General features: G+C 67.9%; 19 protein-coding genes. 10 read left to right on the top strand and 9 right to left on the bottom strand.

The window, feature by feature from the left end:
* Positions 1–60: 60 nt before the first annotated feature.
* Complete coding sequence (locus ACRC20_RS04015) at positions 61–1323, bottom strand: AbrB family transcriptional regulator (RefSeq protein ID WP_438685051.1); 1263 nt, start codon at positions 1321–1323, stop codon at positions 61–63.
* Positions 1324–1750: 427 nt separating this feature from the next.
* Here ACRC20_RS04015 and ACRC20_RS04010 point away from each other — a divergent pair, with 427 nt between their 5' ends.
* From ACRC20_RS04010 to ACRC20_RS03990, 5 genes are read left to right on the top strand one after another with little or no spacing between them, the layout of a single operon-like run.
* Positions 1751–2764 (top strand): TauD/TfdA family dioxygenase, encoded by a 1014-nt coding sequence (locus tag ACRC20_RS04010; protein ID WP_438685050.1) that lies wholly within the window; start codon positions 1751–1753, stop codon positions 2762–2764.
* Between the two features lie 8 nt (positions 2765–2772).
* Positions 2773–3711: an ornithine cyclodeaminase family protein gene (locus ACRC20_RS04005; protein WP_438685073.1), complete on the top strand. Its 939-nt coding sequence runs from the start codon at positions 2773–2775 to the stop codon at positions 3709–3711.
* Positions 3702–5075: a Y4yA family PLP-dependent enzyme gene (locus ACRC20_RS04000; protein WP_438685049.1), complete on the top strand. Its 1374-nt coding sequence runs from the start codon at positions 3702–3704 to the stop codon at positions 5073–5075. The genes ACRC20_RS04005 and ACRC20_RS04000 overlap by 10 nt, the downstream gene beginning before the upstream one ends.
* Positions 5072–6106, top strand: coding sequence for a PLP-dependent cysteine synthase family protein (locus ACRC20_RS03995; protein ID WP_438685048.1), 1035 nt, complete (start codon positions 5072–5074; stop codon positions 6104–6106). The genes ACRC20_RS04000 and ACRC20_RS03995 overlap by 4 nt, the downstream gene beginning before the upstream one ends.
* Before the next feature lie 5 nt (positions 6107–6111).
* The gene (locus ACRC20_RS03990) at positions 6112–7470 is read left to right on the top strand and encodes an MATE family efflux transporter (protein WP_438685047.1); all 1359 of its coding nucleotides are present in this window, start codon (positions 6112–6114) and stop codon (positions 7468–7470) included.
* A 28-nt stretch (positions 7471–7498) separates the two neighbouring features.
* Here ACRC20_RS03990 and ACRC20_RS03985 read toward each other — a convergent pair whose 3' ends face one another.
* Genes ACRC20_RS03985 through ACRC20_RS03970 form a run of 4 tightly spaced genes read right to left on the bottom strand, consistent with a single transcriptional unit; the run spans position 7499 to position 9878 of the window.
* Positions 7499–7939 carry a MarR family winged helix-turn-helix transcriptional regulator gene (locus ACRC20_RS03985; protein WP_438685046.1) on the bottom strand — a complete coding sequence of 147 codons (441 nt, stop codon included), beginning with the start codon at positions 7937–7939 and terminating at the stop codon, positions 7499–7501.
* Positions 7940–7953: 14 nt separating this feature from the next.
* A complete protein-coding gene (locus ACRC20_RS03980; protein WP_438685045.1) occupies positions 7954–9189 on the bottom strand; it encodes an amidohydrolase family protein in 1236 nt (411 codons plus the stop codon).
* Positions 9190–9199: 10 nt separating this feature from the next.
* Positions 9200–9508, bottom strand: a complete 309-nt coding sequence (locus ACRC20_RS03975) for a hypothetical protein (protein WP_438685044.1) — start codon at positions 9506–9508, stop codon at positions 9200–9202.
* Positions 9495–9878 carry a Rieske (2Fe-2S) protein gene (locus tag ACRC20_RS03970; RefSeq protein ID WP_438685043.1) on the bottom strand — a complete coding sequence of 128 codons (384 nt, stop codon included), beginning with the start codon at positions 9876–9878 and terminating at the stop codon, positions 9495–9497. The genes ACRC20_RS03975 and ACRC20_RS03970 overlap by 14 nt, the downstream gene beginning before the upstream one ends.
* Before the next feature lie 281 nt (positions 9879–10159).
* Between ACRC20_RS03970 and ACRC20_RS03965 the strand changes: the two genes are divergently transcribed.
* Positions 10160–11620: an outer membrane protein assembly factor BamB family protein gene (locus tag ACRC20_RS03965; RefSeq protein WP_438685042.1), complete on the top strand. Its 1461-nt coding sequence runs from the start codon at positions 10160–10162 to the stop codon at positions 11618–11620.
* A 40-nt stretch (positions 11621–11660) separates the two neighbouring features.
* Here the strand turns inward: ACRC20_RS03965 and ACRC20_RS03960 are convergent, their stop codons facing one another.
* On the bottom strand, positions 11661–12095 hold the full coding sequence (locus ACRC20_RS03960) for a nitroreductase/quinone reductase family protein (protein ID WP_438685041.1): 435 nt from the start codon (positions 12093–12095) through the stop codon (positions 11661–11663).
* A 75-nt stretch (positions 12096–12170) separates the two neighbouring features.
* Between ACRC20_RS03960 and ACRC20_RS03955 the strand changes: the two genes are divergently transcribed.
* Entirely contained in the window at positions 12171–13718 is a 1548-nt protein-coding gene (locus ACRC20_RS03955; protein WP_438685040.1) for an outer membrane protein assembly factor BamB family protein, read from the top strand.
* Here the strand turns inward: ACRC20_RS03955 and ACRC20_RS03950 are convergent.
* Positions 13715–14551 (bottom strand): SDR family NAD(P)-dependent oxidoreductase, encoded by an 837-nt coding sequence (locus tag ACRC20_RS03950; RefSeq protein WP_438685039.1) that lies wholly within the window; start codon positions 14549–14551, stop codon positions 13715–13717. The two genes, ACRC20_RS03955 and ACRC20_RS03950, sit on opposite strands and share 4 nt — an antisense overlap.
* Entirely contained in the window at positions 14548–16065 is a 1518-nt protein-coding gene (locus ACRC20_RS03945; protein ID WP_438685038.1) for a flavin-containing monooxygenase, read from the bottom strand. Before ACRC20_RS03945 ends, ACRC20_RS03950 begins: the two co-directional genes overlap by 4 nt.
* A 119-nt stretch (positions 16066–16184) precedes the next feature.
* On the opposite strand from ACRC20_RS03945, the gene ACRC20_RS03940 reads away from it, so the two are divergent.
* Together ACRC20_RS03940 and ACRC20_RS03935 are read left to right on the top strand one after the other, a co-directional pair.
* Positions 16185–17417 (top strand): PucR family transcriptional regulator, encoded by a 1233-nt coding sequence (locus ACRC20_RS03940; RefSeq protein WP_438685037.1) that lies wholly within the window; start codon positions 16185–16187, stop codon positions 17415–17417.
* Positions 17418–17540: 123 nt separating this feature from the next.
* Positions 17541–17831, top strand: a complete 291-nt coding sequence (locus ACRC20_RS03935; RefSeq protein WP_438685036.1) for a hypothetical protein — start codon at positions 17541–17543, stop codon at positions 17829–17831.
* Positions 17832–17861: 30 nt separating this feature from the next.
* On the opposite strand, the gene ACRC20_RS03930 is transcribed toward ACRC20_RS03935, so the two are convergent.
* Positions 17862–19406 carry a cytochrome P450 gene (locus tag ACRC20_RS03930; RefSeq protein ID WP_438685072.1) on the bottom strand — a complete coding sequence of 515 codons (1545 nt, stop codon included), beginning with the start codon at positions 19404–19406 and terminating at the stop codon, positions 17862–17864.
* Between the two features lie 473 nt (positions 19407–19879).
* On the opposite strand from ACRC20_RS03930, the gene ACRC20_RS03925 reads away from it, so the two are divergent.
* Positions 19880–20665 (top strand): hypothetical protein, encoded by a 786-nt coding sequence (locus ACRC20_RS03925; RefSeq protein ID WP_438685035.1) that lies wholly within the window; start codon positions 19880–19882, stop codon positions 20663–20665.
* The last annotated feature ends 321 nt before the right edge of the window (positions 20666–20986 follow it).

The following is a 20986-nucleotide window of genomic DNA, read 5'->3' as shown; positions in this document are numbered from 1 at the left end:
CCTAACCTGGTGAGACTAACCGAACGGGGACGAGTCTGCAAAACGTGTCGGATCTCTCGGTCAAGCTTTGGCGCGCACGGCCCGAGGCCGTGCTCCTTTGGTGAGCTGTCTCGCGAGCAGGGGTAGCACGATCACGAGCATGAGCAGGCGCAGGCTCTGTGCGCTGGCCACCAGCGGCATATTGGCTTTGACGGAGGAGGCGGTGGCGACGACGGCATTGATCCCGCCGGGCGTGGTGGCGAGGTACATGTCTGTCATCGGCACGCCGGTCGCCATGGCGGCGAGTGCCGCGATGAGCGCGGTGGCTGTGGAGAGCGCAACTGTTGCGAAGCAGATCATCGGGAAAAGCCGCCACACCCGGCGCAATGAGTCCTTTGTGAACCGCAGGCCGACATCGAGTCCGACCAGGATGAAGAGCAGCTCCTTGAAGATGCCGTCCGGCGCGAAGCCGTGGCTGATCCCCAAGGAGCTGACGACGGCCGTGAGGACCATCGGCCCGAGCAAAGCGTAGGACGGCAGTCGCACGGCCTTGCCGAGCTTGATCCCGGCGATGCAGAGGACGACGGCGATGCAGACCCCGGCGAGCCAGTCGCCTCGTCCGGTGAGGAGGCATACGTACTGAACGGAGTCGTGGCCCTGGCAGCGGTATTGGTCGAGGAACGCGAAGCTGAGCCGGCGCGCGTCGCTTGCAGGCACAGTCCCGAAGGCCCAGGTCACCAAGAACGGCGTCGTCATGACGATGAGCACGAGGCGGAAGTACTGCGTGAAAGCGACGATCCGGGGGTCCGCGTCCAAGTCTTCTGCCGCAGAGATGACCGCGGCCGATCCGCCTGCCATCATGCCGAGGGCGGCGGTGGTTCGGTCGATAGGGGAGAAGCGGGCGAGCGCCCAGCCGCTGAAGATAGACAGCAGGAGCGTGGTCAGGGTGAGGATCAAGATAGGGGTGATGAGCGGCCCGAGTGCCCGGAGCTCGCCGAGCTGCATATATCCGCCCATGACGACGCCGATGAGGGCCTGGGTGCCCATCTGGGTCTGTTTGGGGATGGTGAGCCACACTTTGCCGGAGAGCGCTACGGCGAGGCCTAGCGCCGTGGCGATGAGCATCTGTGCTGCGGGCAGGCCCGCATACTTCCCGACCTCGGCCAAGAGGTAGACTCCGCAGAGGACCGCAGTCCATTTCAGGGCGCTGAGCGCTTTCTTTTTCGTGAGCAAGCGCTGCTGTTCGCGATGGGGCGGTGTTTCGGCAGGGGCCGCCGGGTTGTGGCTTCGGGCCGATGTTTCCGGTGCCGATGAGGTGCTGACGTAGGGGAGTGTGTCGGTCATCGGGTCACTCCATTCGGGGCCGACGCGCGCGTCCAGGTCGATCAGACCTGTTCGCGCTCATGGCCTTGCTCGGGTGAGAGTCCAAGATCTGTCGTCCGATCTGAATCGACTAGCGTTTTTCTGCGGGCGCGAGGTGGTGACATGGGACGTCTAATCCGGTTTTTCAAAGCGTATCACCGGCTTTCTGTCCTGGCCAGAGTGAGAAAGCTAACGGGGTTTCGCTTAGAGAAGGCTTGCCTAGTTAGGCCAGGCTCAGTTAGCCTCGGGTAGTTGTTTCGGCAGTGTTACAGAACACTCCCGTGGTTCGGGAACCCGGGCGGGGCCGATTGCGACTGATTGTGTTGACGGCCGACGGGCGTGTGATACCTTCGGACATATACCCCATGGGGGTATATTGGCGAAGGCGGGCGAAAGTGAAGGAGCGATCATGGCAGCGGAGATCCGGGTATTGAGCCCCAAGGCTCGTGAACTCGTGCACGAGTTGGGCACAATGACGGCGGCGGTCCACGACGGGCTCGCCGACCCGACCGCGCAGCGGGTCCTGGAGAACCTCGGCGCGCATTTGCGCGCGGAGGGGTCGGAGCTGCGCGAGGCCGTCGCCACGCCGAAGACGGCTTCTGGCGTGGCCGTTGTCCGGGGGCTGGTCGTCGACCCCGCGGTGGCGGGGCCGACTCCGGGCGGGTGGCGCGCGGTGGACGAGCGCATGCTGTCGCCGTTGGACGCGAGCCTTGCCCTGCTCGCCGCGATCGCGGGGCGCCCGTTCTCCTGGGCGGGCCAGCAAGACGGGCGGCTCGTGAACAACATCCTGCCCGAGCCGGGGAAAGAGCGGGAGCAGACCGGCGCCTCGTCCACCGTGCTCCTCGCCCCGCACACCGAGGACGCGTTCCACCCGGACCGGGCGAATTTGCTCATGCTCCTGTGCGTGCGCAACCCGCAGCAGGCGCCGACGACCGTTGCTTCCGTGCGCCGCGCCCGGATCTCCGACGAGGACAAGCGGATCCTGCGCGAGCGGGTCGCCCCGATCCTGCCCGACGACTCGTACGACTGGAATCGCTCGCTCGCCCCGCAGCCGGTGGCGACGCTGTGGGACCGCCACGACGGGCTCGCGATGCGCTACGACCCGGCGTACACCCCCTTGGACGGAGCCTCCGCCGACTACCAGGCGGCGTACCGCAGGCTGGGCGAGGCATTGGCCGAGGTGGGCGAGGCCGTGGTGCTCGAACCTGGGGACATGGCGATCATCGACAACGACGTGGTGGTGCACGGAAGGGCCCCGTTCGCCCCGCGCTACGACGGCACCGACCGCTGGCTCAAACGGGTGAATGTCTCGTTCTCGCCCCGCGCCCGCCGCACCGAGCACGAGGCGCTCGAGCACGGCTACGGCCAGGAGATCAAGGACGACTTCGCGCCGCAGGCGCCCGCGCTGGCGGGAGTCTCATGAGCCTGCGCCTGTTGAGCAAGAGCGACCTCGCCGACGTGGCCATCGCCCCGGCGGAGGTTATCGCGGCGGTGGAGGCCGCGTACCTCGGGCATGCGGCAGACCCGTCTGGCAATCCGCGCAAGCTCAACATCACGGCAGGGCCTTCGATCAGCTACGCCATGCTCGGCCAGACGAACGGCTTCGTCGGGTTCAAGACCTCGTACACCAACAACGGGACCGGGGAAAAGCTCTACTACACCACTTTGGGCCTGTACGACGAGGAGAGCGGGCTGCCGGTCGCGCTGATGGACTGCGGGCGGATCGGCGCGTTGCGCACCCCGGCGGCCTCCGCGATCCTCGCGCGCGAGCTCGCCCCGCCGGACACGAAGACCGTGCTTGTGGTCGGCACCGGGGCGCAGGGCCGTGCGGCGCTGCCGTTCCTGCTCACCACACTGCCGCAGGTGGAGCGGATCATGCTGTTCGGCTCCCATCCGGAAGGGATCGCGGCGGTGAAGGGCGAGCTGCGCCAGCACCACCCCGACCGCGAGATCGAAGTGCTGGACGACCTCGGCCGGGCCTGCGAGGCGGACGTGGTCCTCGCGGTCGCGGGCCCGGGCACGCCCGCGCAGATCCGGGCCGAGCAGATCCGCGAGGGCGCGCTCGCCGTCCTCGTCGGCTACGGCGTCGCGCCGGACGTGCTGTGGTCGGCGGACCGGCTGGTCGCGACGAGCGCGGAGCAGATGGCGCTCACCGGCCAGGATTTCGCCCACCCCGGCACGGGGTTGCGGCTGCCGGACGCGGAGCTGCCGGAGATCCTCGCAGGCCGGGCGCAGGGCCGCACCGGCAGCAGGCAGCGGATCTTCGCCTACAACAGCGGCATGGTCGTCACCGACGTGGCCGTCGGGGCGATCCTCGCCCGCGCGGCCATCGCGCAGGGCCGGGGCAAGGAGGTCGAGCTGTGGTCGTGAGTGTGGCGGCCGGGACGCCCGCGCCCGCGCTGCCCGCGCTGTGGCCGCAATGGGCGAAGCTGGCTCTGGACGATCCGGAGCTGATCGAGCGCGTGGCAATGGCGGTCGGCGGCCCGTTCCACCTGCTGCACCCCGAGACGTTCGCTGAGAACCTGCGCGAGTTCAAGGCCGCTCTCGCCGCCACGGACGGGACGGTCTATTTCGCGAAAAAGGCGAACAAATCCCCGGCTTGGCTCAAGATCTGCGCCGCAGAGCTGGCGGGCGTCGACGTCTCCAGCGTCCAGGAGCTGCGCGAGGCGCTCGGCTGCGGCGTGCTTGGCGGCCAGATCATGGTCACCGGGCCCGCGAAGAGCGACGAGCTGTTGTCCCTGGCTTGGCGGCATGAGGCGCTCGTCGCGGTCGACTCGCTCGACGAATTGGAGCGGGCGTTGGCGTTGACCGACGACCTGGCGGCCCTCCGCGTCCTCTTGCGGGTCCATCCTCCCGCACAGCCGAACTCCCGGTTCGGGCTGGCGGGGCCGGAACGCCAGGCGGCGCTCGCCAGGATCGCGCAGATGGGCCCCCGCGTCCGGATGGAAGGCTTCAGCTTCCACCTCTCCGGCTACGACCTCGCCGCCCGCGCGGAGCTCGCGACGGAGCTCGTTGGCGAGTGCCTCGCCGCACGCGCGCTCGGCCACCGCGCCGACATGATCTCCATCGGCGGCGGTTTGCCGGTCAATTACGTCGCGGCAGAGGACTGGGAGGCGTTTCAAAAAGGGTTCCGCCCGGAGCAATGCCACGCGAACAAGGTGTTCCCCGACGGCTTCTACCCCTACCACTGCCCCGAGCCGGGGGCGAAAGCCCTCACGAGCATCCTGGCCCACCGGGTCGACGGCATGCCGTTGGAGCGCCTGTTGGACGAAGCCGGGATCAAGCTGGCCGTCGAGCCGGGCCGAGCGCTGCTGGCCGACTCGGGGGTGAGCGTCTTCCCCGTCCAAGGCTTCAAATGGCGCGAGGCGGTGCCCAACGGCGGGTTCGGCGGCTACGGGATCGCCACTGTCGCGGGGACGAGCCTGTCGCTCTCCGAGCAGTGGTTCGGCAGCGAGTTCCTGCCCGATCCCGCATTGTGGCCGAAGACCGGGGCGGACCAGCCGACCCCGACGTGCGTCGGCGGGGCGAGCTGCCTGGACTCCGACATGCTGACCTGGCGCAAGCTGCTGCTGCCGAGGCCCCCGAAACGAGGCGACTTCCTCGTCTACCCGAACACGGCGGGATATCAGATGGACTCCAACGAGTCCTCGTTCCACGATCTGCCGATCCCGCCGAAAGTCCTGCTGGACCTGTCTGGTTCCCAGCCCCGATGGTCCCTTGAGGAGAAATCATGATCGTGACCAAATATTCCGATTTGATCGGCAACACCCCGCTCTTCGAGCTGGTGCGGCTGGAGAACGGCACGCGGTACCTGCTCAAGCTGGAGCAGTTCAACCCGACCGGGTCGATGAAGATCCGGATGGCCCGGCAGATGGCGCTCGACGCGCTCGCGGACGGCAGATTGCCCCAGGGCGGGCGGATCGTGGAGTCCACCTCCGGCAACACCGGCCTCGGCTTGGCGGTCGTGGCGGCCGAGCTGGGCCTGCGGTTCACCGCAGTGGTGGACCACCACGCCGCAGTCGACAAGATCCGCGCGATGGCGGCGATGGGGACCGAGCTCGTGTACGTCGCCGAGGATGGCGACGACAGCCTCAACACTGCCGCGCGGGAGGAGCTGGCCGAGGCCATGGCCGCCGAGGACCCCGAGGCGTTCTTCACCGAGCAGCACAACAACGACAGCAACCCGGCGGCGTACGCGGCGCTCGCGCGCGAGCTGGTCGAGGACCTCGCCAAGGTCGACTACATGGTCTGCGCGGTCGGCACCGGCGGCTCCCTGTTCGGCTCTGCCCGCGAGCTGCGCAGGCTCGGCCAGCTGACGCAGGTGATCGGCGTGGAGCCGGTCGGCTCCATCGCCTTCGGCGGCCCCGGCGGCGACTACTGGCAGTCCGGCACCGGCACCCCGGAAGGCGCGATCATCGGCACGGCCGTCGACTACGAGCTGCTGGACGAGGGCGTGAAGGTCTCCGACGTGGACGCGTTCGCCACCGCCCGGGTGCTCGGCAGGCGCACGGGCCTCTTGATCGGCGGCTCCTCCGGCGGCTGCGTCCACGCTGCCTTGCAGAAGCTCCCCGACCTGCCCGCAGGCTCCACGGTGGTCTCTATCGTCTGCGACGGGGGCGAGAAGTACCTAGACACGGTGTTCGACGAGGAGTGGATGGCGGCGCGGGACCTCCTCGACCCCGCGGCGGAAGAGGCCGTCGGCGCCACGCTCTCCCGTCTCGGCGTCCCTGACGTGCGCCAGCCTGTCGCGGCCGCAGTACTGTGACCGCAGTGACCACGACTCCAACGCCAACGAGAAAAGGCCGCCTCAAGGAGCTTGCCGCGCTCGCCGTGCCGATCGCGGGGATCCAGCTCGCCCAAGTCGCGCTCACGACCACCGACACGGTGATGATGGGCGTGCTCGGCGTGGCCGCGCTCGCGGCGGGCGGTCTCGCCATCACCCTGTTCAACCAGGTCCGGACGATGTGCGTCGGACTGATCACCGGCCTCGGGAACCAGATCGCGCACGCGCAGGGCCGGTCCGCGCCCGACGACGAGGTGCGCGGGATCGCGCGCGCGGGCTTGGTTGTCGCGACCCTCGCGGGCCTGGCAGGCGTGGTCGTCCTCGTCGCGTTGAGCTACGCGCTGGGCTGGTTCGGCCAAGACCCGCAGGTGCTCGCGGGCGCGCGCCCGATGATGGCGGCCCTCGCGCCTGGCTTGGTCCCGCTCCTGTGGCTGCAGGCGCTGCGGCAGTTCGCGACGGGCATGCGCAAGCCGAAGTCCCTTTTGCCTGTCATGCTCGCCTCGATCGCGGTGAACGTCGGGCTCAATTTCGTCTTCATCTACGGCTTGCTCGGCGCCCCGAAGCTCGGGCTCACCGGCATCGGGCTCGCGACCACGGCCGTCCAGCTCTTCTCGGTCGGGGCATTCTGGCTCATTCTGCGGCGCGACCAGCAGCTCGCGCCGTATTTGACCGGTCCGGGCCGCCCGACCGTCCAGGAGGTGAAGGACGTTTTGAAGCTGGGCGTCCCCACGGCGCTCACCTACGGCTCGGAGGCGGGCCTCTTCTCGGTCGCCGCGCTCGTGATCGGCCATTTCGGCCCTGCGGCCCTCGCCGCGCACACTGCGGTGAACCAGATCGTCTATATCGTCTTCCAGATCAGCGTCGGCCTTTCGCACGGCTCCTCGGTGCTGGTGAGCCACGCGATGGGGCGGGGCGACAAGGCCGAGGCGCGCGAGGCCGCCAAGACCGTGCTCTCGGTCGGAGCTGTGATCATGGCGCTGTTCGGCGTGGTCTACCTGGTCGCCCCGCGCCTCGTGCTCTGGCCCTTCCACATCGCAGGCCAGGCCGCCGCCATCGCGGGGACGCTCCTCATAGTCGCGGTCGTCCAGCAGTTCTTTGACAACGCGCAGAACATCGCCGTCGGCCTCTTGCGGGGGCTCGGCGACGCGAAGAGCGGGCTGAAGATCACCTTGGTCGGCTACTGGGCGGTCGGCCTGCCGGTGGCGCTCGTCTGCGGGCTCGTCCTCGGCTGGGGCGCTCCTGGCGTGTGGCTCGGCCTGTCCGCGGGGCTCGCGTTCTGCGCGGCCATGATGATCCGCGCGTTCCTCCGCGGTGTCGCGGCCGCTGTGAAGGACGAGACGGCCTAGTCCGCCTGGCCCTTGCGCCCAAAGCTGGTCAGGCGATGCCTTCCATGCCGGAGAGCAAAACCGCCAGCCCCCGCTCGTCGAGTTTCTCGCGGAACTGCAGTTCCACGCCTCGGGCGAGGGGCGCGGCTTCCACGAGCGCGGCCCGGCCCGTGTCGGTGAGCGTCAATTGTCGTCGCGACCGGTGCTCGGGGTGCACGTGGCGGACCAGGTGCCCGGCTTGCTCCAATCGGTTGATCAGCGCGGTCAGGCTCGCTTTGTCGATGGCGACGAGAGCTCCCAATTGGTCCTGTCCGATCTGCGGGCAGCGCTCCACGGTGCGCAGCACGAGGTAGTGGGTGCGGGTGATGGCGGGGCCCACGTCCCGCCACAAGGCCGAATGCCGCTGGTCCACCCTCCGGAGGAGCACCAAGAGCTGCTCCTCCGGAGAGCGGATCGCATCGTTGGGGCCAGGGGGATCGGCTGGTTTCACACCCTTATTCAAGCCTAGGCGGAAACCGGCCGCGCCAATTTCGGCCCGAAGACTTTTCGCGCCGTCTCGCCGAGGATGTTCCGCTTGCCCTGTTCCGAGACGAAAGGCAGCCGCATGATCCGGCCGGGGAGGTCGAAGTCCCAGTGCGGCCAGTCCGAGGAGTACATCAGCGTGTTCTCCGCGTCGATCGCCTTGAAGGTCGACTGCAGCAGGTCGAAGTCGGTCACCTCCAGCGGCTGGGACGTGTAGAACATATCCCGCATGTACTGGCTGGGCAGCTTCTCCAACAGCGGCGCGTCCGACGTGCGCAGGATGTACTCGTGGTCGAGGCGCTGCATCATGAACGGCAGCCACGCCAGCCCGCTCTCGATCCAAATGGTCTTGAGGTTCGGGAACCGCACCGGGATGCCGTTGAGCAGCCAGTTCGTCAAGTGCGTCATGTTGCAGGTCACGAAGGACATGGCGTGGACCCCGGTGAAGCGGTTCATGGTCGAGGTCATCGTGTCGCCCCAGGTCGGCCCGGCGTGGAAGCCGATGGGCAGGCCGAGGCGCTCGAGCTCCGCGTAGACCGGGATGTACTGGTTCTGATGCACCCCGATGTGCCGTTGGCTGGTCACGAGGAAGCCGATGACGTCCGGGTGGTCGTGGTAGGCCCGGATCATGTCGAGCGAAGCGTCCGGGTTCTCGAACGGGAGCCCGAGCATCGTCTTGATCCGGGGGTCTTTGCCAAGGATGGTGTTCGTGAACCACTTGTTGTAGGCGGTCATGAGCGCCGTGGCGAACTCCGGATTGGGGTGCAGGCCGATCTCCAGCATCGGCTGGGGGAAGACGACCTGGTAGTCGATCGCCATCGAGTCCATGGCGCGCTGCACCAGGGTCACATCCCGGTGGAACTCGCCAGGCGGCACGTGTTCGGCCAGGCTCGCCTGGTGCGGGACCCGGCCCGCGACGTCCTGGAAGGTGAGCCCCGGCATGTGCGGGCTGAGCGCGAGGTGGTGCGCCTGCGGCCAGTTCTTCATGATCTGCTCGCCGTAGTCGCGGAGGACCGGGTCGTCGATCGCGGCGATGACCTCGGGCCAGGAGTCCAGCTCGACGTGGTGCGCGTCCACGTCGACGACGAGCGTTTTGTCCAAGCCGAACTGCTCGGTGTCTCGGCGGGCGTTGGCGAGGATCTCGCGCGAGTCTGTGGTGGTCGTGATCTCTTGCACGGGGTGGACCGCGACAACGGGCTGGTTGGTGCTGGTGGTCATGGGATTCTCCTTAGAGCTTCTCGGAATGCTGCGCCCGGGACAGCCACAGCGCCAGGTCGAACGTGTTCAGGCTTTGCGCCTCCATCAGACCTGCGATCAACGCGACGGCCTCGGTGCCGGAGACATCGTCCGGGGAGATCGCCGGAGCGCGGCCCGAAGCCTCCTGGCAGGCGAAATAGAGCTTGGCGAGATCGCCGACCGCTCGGGAGAGGGGCTCGGCTGCGACGGTCGCCGATCCGCCGTTCTGCAGCTCGCGCACGAATGCGCGCAGTTCGTCCGCGACATCGGCGAAGTCGGTCGTGGTTTTAGACGAGGACATAGATCTCACCGCCCCGCTCCTCGACCTCGAAGCCGTGCAGCCGCAGTTGCGGCACCGTGACGTGCTGGCCGGTTTTGATCTGGTACTCGGCCCCGTGCCACGGGCACACCACGTGCAGTTCGTCCTCGTCGAAGCGCATGCCGTGCGCGAGCTGCTGCGCGTCGATGTTCTCCCGCACCCTTGGCACGATCCTGCCTTGGCAGGCCGGGCCGCCTTGGTGCGGACAGAGGTTCTCGTAGGCGTAGAGCTTGCCGCCGACGCGGAAGATCCCGATCGTGCGGTCGCCGATGTCGACGATGAGCCTGCCTTTCTCGGGGACGATCTCCGACCGGCCGACGAATGCGGCGGTTTTCGTGGAAGTTTCGGCCATGGCATTCCTTTCTCTCTTATGGGCTTCGAGGGGGCTGGTGGTCCCTTCGAACTACGAACTGTCCGCGAACGCCTAGACTGTTCGTATACGAACAGTCTAGGCGGGGAAGCGCCTCGTGTCCCCGTTTGTGACGAACGTCGCCAAAAGCGGGGCTCGGCCGCGAGGAAGGGGGGCTTCTGCTGCGCGCGAGGTTTCGGCGGGCGACGTGTTCCATATCTCGACCGCCGAAGCGTATGTTGGGAGGACATTGGGACGCTGGCTTTGGCGAGGAGGATCGGGCAGTGGGTGTGTCGGGTGGTCGACGGCGTGCGCCGTGGTTGCGGGCGTGGGTTGTCGCAGCTGCCGTGCTGGTGTGCGCGGCCGCCTTGGCGGCGGGGCTTTCGTTCGTGGCGGTCAAGGTTCGAAGCCAGAGCGGCCAGTCGGGACAGACGGCGGCGAAGGCCGCCCCGCCCGCGCGTCCTCGTCCCGGCGGCCCCTTCCTCGACCCGATCCCGGCCCTGCCGCGCCCGTTGTGGACCACGCCCCTGGCGGGACTGTTCCCCAACGGGCCTGCCCCGTCTTTCACGGCCGCGAACCAGGACACGGCGCTGCTCTCCTCGCTCGTCAGCCCGCGCGACCGTCTTTACGACATCGTCGCGCTCGAAGCCGCGACCGGGGCGAAGAAATGGGAAGTCAAAGCGAACATCCCGTTGGACGTGGTCAATTGCGCCCTCTCGGGCGACAGCCAAGTGCTGTGCTGGCGGGACAACCCCCTCGACACCGCCACCCGCGACGGCATTCCGCCGCGCACCACGCGGCTCGTCTTCATCGCCTCGTCGGGCGGCGGGACCAGGCAGGTGACACTCTCCGAGCCTGGCGCGGCCCAGGTCGTCCCGCTGCGCGACGGTTTCTTCGTCTTCAAAGCGCCGCAGGCGTCGGAGGGCGCGCCGAACACGGAGATCGTGTTCTCAAGCTCGGGGGATCGGCGCTGGACGACGCAGGGCGCTGCCGGTGGCGACGAGGCAGTCGTGGCCGAGGACCTGGGTCTGGTCTCCGTCCGGGGCGGACTGGGCGCTCCGCAGGTCCGTCAATTGTCCGACGGTCTCGCGGTCGGCGATTTCTCAGATCTCACGAGTTCCGCCACGCCCGGCCAGCAGCCGCTGAAGGTGGCGCTCAACGCCTCGGGCTTCACCGCCGAGAACGGCAAAGTGATCGATGTGTTCAACGCGCGAGGGAAGAAAGTGAACCAAATCGCGGGCTGGCGCTCGCTCTTCCAGATGCGGAACGCGTCGAGCGCCGTGTGCGGGAAAATACTGCTGCAGAATGAGTCGGGCGCCGTCGCGGCGGCGGACTCCGAGTCTGGGCAGATCCTGTGGCAGCTGCCGGGCCGGGACGGCTCGTCCATGCTGCAGGCCTCGTGCGTCGGCGATCATTTCCTTCTGCGGGCCGGGTTCGAGCAAGCGCTCGGTGTCTACGATCTGGCGAACGGCAAACAGGTCGGGACGATATCCACGGAGGGCGATCCGGCGGTAGTCGGCACGGACGGCTCGCTCGTGCTCCTGCGCCGAAGCGCCGACCAGTTCGTCTACGACGCGTACGACTTGGCCAACGGCGCGTTCGTGTGGAGCAGCCCGCCCGGCCAGGACGGCGAGTACCTTTTCTGCGCGCCGGGAGGGTCGAGCACCCATACTTCGAGTTTGATGGGCGGAGCGATCTACACCGTCTCTGGGAAGAGCGTCTCGCGGCTCGGCCAAAAGCCATGAGACGCGGAATGTGAACGACGCGAAGAGCGGGCCCGCCTGCTCAGCCGGCCAGCGGTCGGATCCAGACCAGCGGAATCACCCGCGACGTGCGCTCTTGGTACCCGCCGTAGCCTTTGTACGTCTTCACGACCAGTGGCCACAGTCGCTCGCGCTCCTCGGCGGAGACGGGGACCGCCTCGGCTTTCGTCGGCTGCTGGCCGACCACGGCGAAGGTCACTTGGGGATTCGCGACCAGGTTGGTGTACCAGGCCGGATGCGTGGGGTCGCCGCCACGGGACGCGACGACGAGCCATTTCCCGTCCTCCTGGATCGGGGAGGTGAGGAACACGGCGCGCGGCTGGCCGGTCTTCTTCCCGATTGTGGTCAGCTCGACGGCAGGCATCGGCCCGAATGTCTTGCCGAGCTTCCCGCCGCTGAGTTTGATCAAGGCGCGGTGGGCGTGGTTCATCGTTTTGAGGACTGCGTTCGGCGGCATACGTCACAGCATAGTCGCCGCAGGCGGGCGGTGCTATGTTGTCCGGGGATCATCCGTATGAGGAGGTAATGGGCGATGACGACACCGGGAGGGCCTCCGTGGGGGCCGTACGGGCCTCCGCCGCAGTACGGGCAGCAGCCTCCGCCGTACGGCGCTCCGCAAGCGCCGGGGCGGGCGCGCCGCTCTCGGGTGTGGATCGTCGCGGGGGCCGCAGTACTCGTGGTGGCGCTTGTGGTGGTGCTCGCGGTGGTGCTCTCCGGGAGGCGCGGGGGGCTGGAGCAGAAGGCGCAGGGCGTGCAGCCGAGCGCCGCCGTGAAGGACAAGCGCAGGTCCGGTGGCCCTTTCCTCGACCCGATCCCGGCGCAGCCGGTGTCGCTGTGGACCGCTCAGGCAGACGATATCGTCGGCGGCCAGTCTGCGTCAGTTGGCTTTCGTTCCGCGAGCGAGAACTCGGTGCTGCTGGACGGCCATGACGGCGCGGACCACTCGATGTTTGTGCTCGACGCGGCGACAGGGAAGAAGAAGTGGCAGGCGCCCGCGCCTTTCGGCGAGTCGTTGATGTCGTGCGATCTCGCCGAGGACTCCAGCGCGGTTTGCTGGTCCGACACTCCTGCGGACCAGCCGCCGCCTGGCGGCGCTCCGTCTGAGACCGATTTCCTCGACACGGTCCGACTGGCGTTCTTCGGCCCTGACGGCTCCGCCAGGAAAACGATCGTCCTCCCCCCGGAGCGGTGGACGAGGGTGTATCCGCAGCGCGATGGCTTCTTGGTGGTGCAATGGGGCGGCACTGTGGACGAGCCGGTCGCCCTCGTGACTCGTTTCACGGGCTCGGGCGAGCAACGCTGGACGGCGCAGGGCGCGCCCGGCCTGAGCAAGTTCGAGCTTTCGTCGGCGACGGGGCTTTTCGAGCTGCACGATCCGTTCAGCGCCCAGGTCTACAGCGCGGACACCGGGCATGTGGTGGGGGAGTACTCCAACCACGGGGATAGCCCGACGTCGTCGAAGAATGTGCAGGTCGCCTTGACCGCGACGGGGTACGCAGTCGCGATTGAGAAGCGAGTCGACATCTTCGACGCGCGGGGGAAGAAGGTGAACCAGATCGCTGGCTGGTCCCTCCCCGGGGTGGTCTTGCGTCCGTCGAGCGAGCAGTGCGGGCAGATCATGCTGATGAACGACAGCGGCGTCGCGGCGGCGGACGCGGCCTCCGGCCAGATTCTCTGGCAGACCCCCGCAACCGGGGACGCGTCTTCGAACAAAATGAGCTGTGTCGGCGGCTATCTGCTCGTGCAGCAGCAGGGAGCGAAGACGGTGGACGTGTACGAGCTGGACACGGGGAAGAAGACCGGCTCCATCGACATGGGGCTCAACCCGTGGTCTGTCGCGGGCACGGACGGCTCGGTCTTGTTGGTCTTCGCCACCTCCAGCGGGTTGGCGACGTACACGGCGTACGACTTGGCCACGGGCCGGCTGCTGTGGCGGAGCCCGAGGAGCGAGAACGGGCAGTACTTGTTCTGCTCGGTGAACGGCTCGCTGCTGCCGGACGGGCCTCCTGCGGGCGGGGGCCTGTACTACGCCACTCCCGGGAAGGGCGGCGCGGTCACCAGGCTCGGCCAGAAGCGCTAGCGCACGAGCACGCGCTCCACGGCGGAGACGAGGCGCACCGCCCTCGTGGGCAGGAGCCGGACCAACAGGTCGACGAAGACCGCGTCAGAGCCCACCCGGATCCGCGCGCGGCCTTTCGCGACGCCGTCGAGGATGATCCGGGCGGCTTCGGCGGGGGGCAGCCGCAGGAGCTTCTCGTTGTAGATCCGCCGTCTGCGCTCGTCCGCCTCGGTGACCTCGCGACCCGAGGCCTGCGCGTCGCGGACCGAGTTGTTCGCGATGTTCGTCGCGACGCCGCCGGGGTGCACGACGCTGACTTTGACCGGCAGCCGGTCGCGCAGCATCTCGGCTGCGAGGCATTCGGTGAAGCCCCGGACGGCGAACTTCGAGGCGCAATACTGCGACATGCCGGGCTGCGCCAGGTAGCCGTTGAGGCTGGACACGTTGACGACATGGCCGTCCCCCGACGCGACCAGGTGCGGCAGGAATGCCTGCGTGCCGTGGATGACGCCGTTCAGGTTGACCCGGAAGACTCGCTCGTAGTCCGCCCACGTCGCGTCCTGGACGGATCGGGAGAAGGCGATCCCCGCGTTGTTGTAGACCTGGTGGACCACGCCGAACCGGGCGACGACCTCGTCCGCGTACCGCAGGACGGCCTCGCGGTCGCCCGCGTCGACGACGGCGGTGTGCATGTCGCCCGAGACGAGCGCCGCCGTCTCTTTGAGCCCTGTCTCGTCGACGTCGGAGCCGGAGACCCGGGCCCCGCGCCGTGAGAGCTCGACGGCGAGGGCCCGGCCGATGCCGGATCCGGCCCCGGTGACGACGACGGTTTTGTCGAAGAAGGAGGAGGTCACGCGCGAGTTCCTGCGAATTCGGCCTGTCCCGCGCGGCGGGCCGGGCTCGAAAAGCGCAGGTTCTCATCGACCACGGAGGTGTCGCGCAGGTTCTTGCGGTCCTCGTAGTAGCTCATGGACATCAGCCATGGCGCGCTCGCGCCCTGCTTGGGCAGCCACTCCAGGGACCGCTGCACGTAGCCCGCGCCGAAGTCGAGCAACGGGCGGGTCTGCATCTCGGGGTCGGCCGCCGCCCAGACCGTGTCCAAGCTGTTGGCCTCCATGTACCCGAGCAGCTGGCAGAAGTATTCGCAGAGCATCCCGATCTTGAGCGTCCACGAGGAGTTGGTGTAGCCGATCGCCATCGCGAAATTCGGCACGCCGGACAACATCATGCCCCGGTAGGCGACCGCGTCGGTCAGCTGCACCGGCCTGCCGTCGGTGCTGAGCTTCACGCCGCCGAAGAGGCTCAGGTTCAGCCCGGTGGCGGTGACGACGATGTCGGCCTCGAGCTCGCGGCCCGATTCGAGCAGGATCCCGTTCTCGGTGAAGGTTTTGATCCGGTCGGTCACGACCGAGGCCGTGCCCTTGCGGATCGCGGCGAAGAGGTCCCCGCTCGGCACCGCGCACAGCCGCTGGTCCCAAGGGTTGTAGGGCGGGTTGAAATGCTCGTCGACCGGGTAGTCCTTGGGGAGCATTTTGGCGTTCACCGTGCGGATCAGCTTCCGGGCGGCTTTCGGGAAGCGCTGGCAGAACAGCCAGACCGCCCGCTGCTGCAGGATGTTCTTCTGCCTGGCCAGGGCGTAGCCCCGCTCGTCGCCGAAGATCTTGCGCAATCCGTTGGCGATAGGGTCGCTCTTCGGCACCGGCATGATGTACGTCGGGGTGCGCTGCAGCATCGTCACGTGCCCCGCGGCGTCCGCCATGGCGGGCAAGAGCGTGACGGCGGTGGCCCCGCTGCCGATGACGACGACGCGCTTGCCCGCGTAGTCGAGGTCCTCCGGCCAGTGCTGCGGGTGGATGACCTGCCCCTTGAACTGGTCCCGGCCCGCGAACTCGGGCGTGAAGCCCTCGTCGTAGCGGTAGTAGCCGCTGCAACAGAAGATCCAGCTCGCGGAGAGGCGCAGCCGTTCCCCGGTGTCCGCGCGCTCCACCTCGACCAGCCATCGAGCGTCCGCCGAGGACCAGTCCGCGGCCACCACTTGGTGGTTGTAGCGGATATGCGGCTCGAGGCCCTCCTCGGCGATGGTCTCGCGCAGGTAGGAAAGGATCCTCGGCCCGTCGGCGATCGACTGCTCGTCGCGCCAGGGCTTGAACTCGTAGCCGAAGGTGTGCAGGTCGGAGTCCGAGCGGATGCCCGGATACCGGAACAGGTCCCAGGTGCCGCCGGAGACGTCTCGGCCTTCGAGGATCGCGAACGTCTTCGACGGCTGCAGCGTCCGCAGATAATGCCCGGCTCCGATGCCGGAGACGCCCGCGCCGATGATCAAGACGTCGAGCTGCTCGACGTCGGGCGTGGTGCTGGTGTCGGTCATGTGATGGCTCCTGGGGGGTGGAGTGGAATTTCCTTCTTGTTGACAATGCCTGGCTGGATGTCCATGGTGCTAGAGCAGTTTGTCCTTATTTCGCCGACCACATGGTGCATAGTGTTCATATGGACGCTTCGTGGCCTGCTCTGTCGCGGCGGATGCAGGAGTTGATGCGGCAGGGCGCGACGGCTGCGCTCACCCCGCAGGCGGAATGGATCGAAGAGCTCAACAAGGCGACGCTCGGCGGACAACGGATGCGGGCGGTCGCCGACGACCCCGTCCTCGCCGAGCGCGTGCGCAGGGCCAATTTCGCGAATCTGCTGCACTGGGCCACGTCCAACGTGCAGCGGCCCGGGGAGCGCGTGCCGCCGAACCTCGCCCCGGACGAGTTGGAGACCGCCCGAGACATGGTGCGCCGCGGCCTCGACCAGACCGCGCTCGACACCTACCGCACCGGGCAGAGCGTGGCCTGGCGGCGGTGGATGGACATCTGCTTCGGACTGACCTCGGACCCCGGCGAGCTCCACGAGCTGCTCGCGCTCTCCGAGCGTTCGATTCGCACGTTCATCGACGACACCATCGACGCGATCTCCGCCCGGATGGCGACGGAGCGGGACCAACTGGTGCGGGGCAGCCACGCGGACCGCCTCGCCGCGGTCACCCTCATCCTCGAAGGCGCGCCGATCCCGCGCGCCCGCGCCGAGGCGCAGCTCGGCTACCAGCTCACGGGCCCGCATGTCGCCGCCGTCGTCTGGGGCGAGCCGACCACCCCGGCCAGCAGGCTCGAAGCAGCTGCCGAGGCCATCACCCGTGCCAGCGGGGCCGCGCGAAGGCTGACGGTCCTCGCCAGCTCGGCGACTATGTGGCTTTGGCTGCCGGTCGCGACCGCGCCCGCCTCCGCGCAGCTGGTCCCGCATATCGCGGGCACGCCCGGCGTCCGGATGGGGATCGGCAGGCCGGGGCGAGACCTCGCGGGCTTCCGGCGCAGCCATCTGGACGCCATCGCCACGCAGCGGATGCTCACCCGGCTGGCCTCGCCGCACCGGGCCGCGCACTATGACGACATCGCCCTCGTCGCCCTCGTCACCAGCGATCCCGCCCGCGCGGACGAGTTCGTCCAAGACACGCTCGGGGGCCTCTTGGCCGCCGAGCAGGACATCCGCGACACCGTCTCGACGTACATCTGCGAGCAGTGCAACACCTCGCGCGCGGCGGAGCGGCTCTACACGCACCGCAACACCGTCATCCGCAGGCTCGCCCGCGCCGACGAGCTGCTCCCGCGCCCGCTGCCGCACAATATCGTCGCCGTCGCGGCGGCCTTGGAGGTCGTGCGCTGGCGCGGCCAGCAGTCCGCCTGAGGCCGAGGAGTCGTCGGAGCCTGCCGTCGTTCACCGAGCGGACGCTGGAAATTCATGCAATGATGCCCAGGCGGCCGCGGGCCTCTTTTCGCGGTCGCTCGCCGAAACAGACCAGGAGAAGTTATGCCCCTGTCCTTCAGCTTGTCGTCCCAGTTCCGCGCGGCTTCTTTCGCGGCTGTGCTCAGCGCCGCCGTGCTCAGCGCCGCGGCGATTGTCCTCCCGGCGGCGGCCTCGGCGCAGCCCTGCGCCCGCGCGGCCGCGATCTGCGCGACGGGATCCGCGCCGGACGACACGCCTTCGCCAAGCGCCGAGCCTGCTCAGCAGCACAAGGAGCCGCCGCCCGGCGAAGCGGACGGGATCCCCTCCAACGGGGGGCTCGGGCTCGGCTCCCCGAGCCCGGCGGCGACGCCGTAGCGGGGCGCGAGCCCGACGGCTTCCCCCCGGCTACACGCGTTCGGCGGGGACGAGCGGCGCGCGCTCGCGCGGCCGGACCCAGATGGGGTCTTTCGGGCCGCCGGTGAAGGTGTTGTCCCGTTTGATCTCGGGCTGTTGGACCAGGTCCAGCTCGAGCCGCTGGGCGACTGTCGCGACGATGAGCGCCGCCTCGAGATTCGCGAACCCCGACGCGACACACATGCGCTTGCCCGCGCCGAACGGCAGCGTCCCCTGCTTCGGCTGCGCGACGAGCTTGCCGTCCTCGGTCAAGAAACGGCGAGGGTTGAAGACCTCGGGCGAGTCCCAGCGCCCGGCGTCGTGGTGCGCGGAGTACAGGGCGATCACCACAGTGGCGCCCTCGGGGATGCGCACCCCGTCGATCACGTCCTCCTCTTTCGCGACCCTGGCGAGGGCGACGATCGGCGGGTACAGGCGCATGCTCTCGACGAGCACAGCGCGGGTCCACGGCAAGTCGTCCAGGTCTGCCGCCGTTGCGGCCCGCCCGCCGAGCACCGTGTCGACCTCGTCGTGCAGTTTGTGCCGCACCTCGGGATGCTCGGCGAGGAGCTTCCACACCCAGGCCAGGGCGGAGGCCGTGGTCTCGTGCCCGGCGCCGAGGAAGGTCATGAGCTCGTAGCGCAGCTGCAAATCCGAGAGGCCTTCCCCGGTCTCCGGGTCGCGCGCCTTGAGCAGCAGCGCGAGCAGGCTGTCGTCCTTCGGCGGATTCGCCCGTGCCCGTGCGATGAGGCCGTCGAGGTAGCGTTCGATCTCGCGCAGGCCCCGGCCCACCAGGACGCTCGACAGCGTCCGGAGGATGTTGATGGACCAGGCGGTGTGCTCGCCGGAGAGCTTGCCCTTGCTCCGCCGCCACGCCCAGTTCGAGAACCACCTGGTGGGCCTGCTGATCCCCGTGATCGAGCCGACGCCGAACATGTGCAGCAGCATCGCGAAGTTCTTGCGCATCGTCTCGGCCATCGGCCCCGTGAGATCGTCGCCGAACATTGTCGTCCCGATGATGTCGAGAGTGAGGGCGTTCATCTCGGCCGCTATGTCCAAGCGTCCGCGCTCGCGGTAGGCCCGCTCCCACCGCTCCACGGCTCTGCGCGTCGCGTGCACCATGGGTTTGTCGAAGCTGTCCACGTTGCGCTTGGCGAAGATCGGCTGCACGATGCGCCTGCCGCGCTGCCAGGCCTTGTCGTCGAGGTTGGTCACTAGCCCGGACCCGAAGGCTACCCCGAGCAGGTCGTACTCTGCGCTTTTCGCGTATTTGTCCTGGTGCGAGACGAGGATCTGGTGCGCGAGCTCCGCAGAGCGCACGAGGTAGAACTTCACGATCGGGATCCGGGCCTCGACGACGTCGTGCATGCCGGGCAGGCGCGCGAGCGCCTCCGAGTACTGGTACCTCGGGATCGACCACATCATGCGCGCCAGCTCGACCCACGACCGCAGGACCCCCACCGGCGTCTTGTGCCACCGCAGCAGGCTCGGCGCCCACCGGGGCGGGAAGACCCCCCGCGAGAGGCTGGGCTCGGGCGCTTCGGCGGAATGCGCTATCGGGCACGTCATGGTCCGCTCCTACATTTCTATCAAGAGTATTGCTTGCATCACATCGAGTTTAACCGCCGCGGCCGAGGCGGACGGCAGCTCTTCATGTTGCCGAGCGAGTGAATCTACTCATGAGTAATAAAATAAGTGACTTGCATCATGAAGATCTTGGCGACATCTGCCGAACGCGGGGCTTGTCGAGGAATTATTCGATCGCGGCATAGCGGCGGCGCGCACGGTGGAACTGGCGGCGCACAACGGCGGCCCGTTGCCGCTTCGCCGGGTGCATCTGCCCGTTCCCGGGGCCGGTCCAGCACTGCGGGCGCGCCGGCGTCCTGCGGGCCGCCTCTTTCCACGCCTTACGTCCGACTCTATTGTGTGGTATACATCATATAGATCTGCTTTGAGGGGTCTGCATTACAGTGGCCTTGGGGTCGTGAGCACTTGCTGTCGAAGCTGTGCAGGAATGAGAGGACAGTCGTATGGCCAACGTCCCGACGCTTGTGCGTGGATCGCTCCGGGAAGGTTCTGCGTCGTCGAGCCGCTTTGCCTCGCGGCTAGCCAAACCTGAAGGCGCGAGGCTGCTCTACGCCCTCCTCTCGGTCGTCCTCGTCGTCGTCGGTATCGGCGTCTGGCTGGTCTACCACTACGTTCTTCCCGAAGGCGGGGATCTCGCGGGCACGGTTGCCTTCTATCAGAAGTATCACACCGTGGGCAAGGCCGCCCTCGCCGCCTTCGGCGTCTTTTCCGTTCCGGTGCTGGCGGCGGTCGGAGCCAGTGCCGCGTATTTCTGGGGCATCGACACCAGCAAAGGCCACATTCTTTCGTGGATTGCCATCGTGAGCGACATCGTCTTCGCCGTCGGACTCTTCATCTATGTGAGCCTCGTGACCACGCCGATGCTGATGTACGGGCGCATCTCCGACGAGCTCCTGCACGTTCTGCACGTCCAGTCGCTCGCCGCCGCGACTATGCTCGGCCCCCTGTGGATTCCCAATATCGTCGCGATCGTGCTCATCGGGCGCCGTGCCGGGTTGTTCCCGACTTGGTTGAGCTGGATAGCGGGGGTGGGCGTGTTGAGCTCATTCGCCGCTCTCCTCGGCGTGACGACCCTCAACGGGCCGTTCAACGCCGAGAACGGCTTCGTCTCCTTGTGGATACCGACGATCGGCCCACTCGCGTGGGTTTTTTATCTCGCCGCCTGGTGGGCCGTGCAGTGGGCGAAGGAGAAGGCGGCCGAAGAGAGCCTTGCCGGCTGTCCTGCCTGACCTGTCGCATCCCTGAGCGGGGAATCTTTGCCGGCGCGGTGCGGGCGGCTCGTGTTTTTTCGGGCTTCGGCGAACGGCAGGTGGGCGCATGTGTCGGAGCGCGCGATTCGCCCTTGGGTCACTGCGTTCTAACTGCGTGCGGGAGGCATCCATTGGATGCCTCCCGCACTGGTAGGAGCTTGTTTCCGGCTTACACGTCGTAGTAGAGCTGGAATTCGTACGGGTGCGGGCGCAGGTTGACCGGGGCGATTTCCTGCTCGCGCTTGATCTTGATCCAGGTCTCGATGAGGTCGGGGGTGAACACGCCGCCTTCGGTGAGGT

Source organism: Segniliparus sp. (assembly GCF_051660745.1).
Taxonomy (GTDB): Bacteria; Actinomycetota; Actinomycetes; order Mycobacteriales; family Mycobacteriaceae; genus Segniliparus.
Note: the sequence above shows the minus strand (reverse complement) of the source record. Positions and strands in the feature narration are given on the sequence as shown.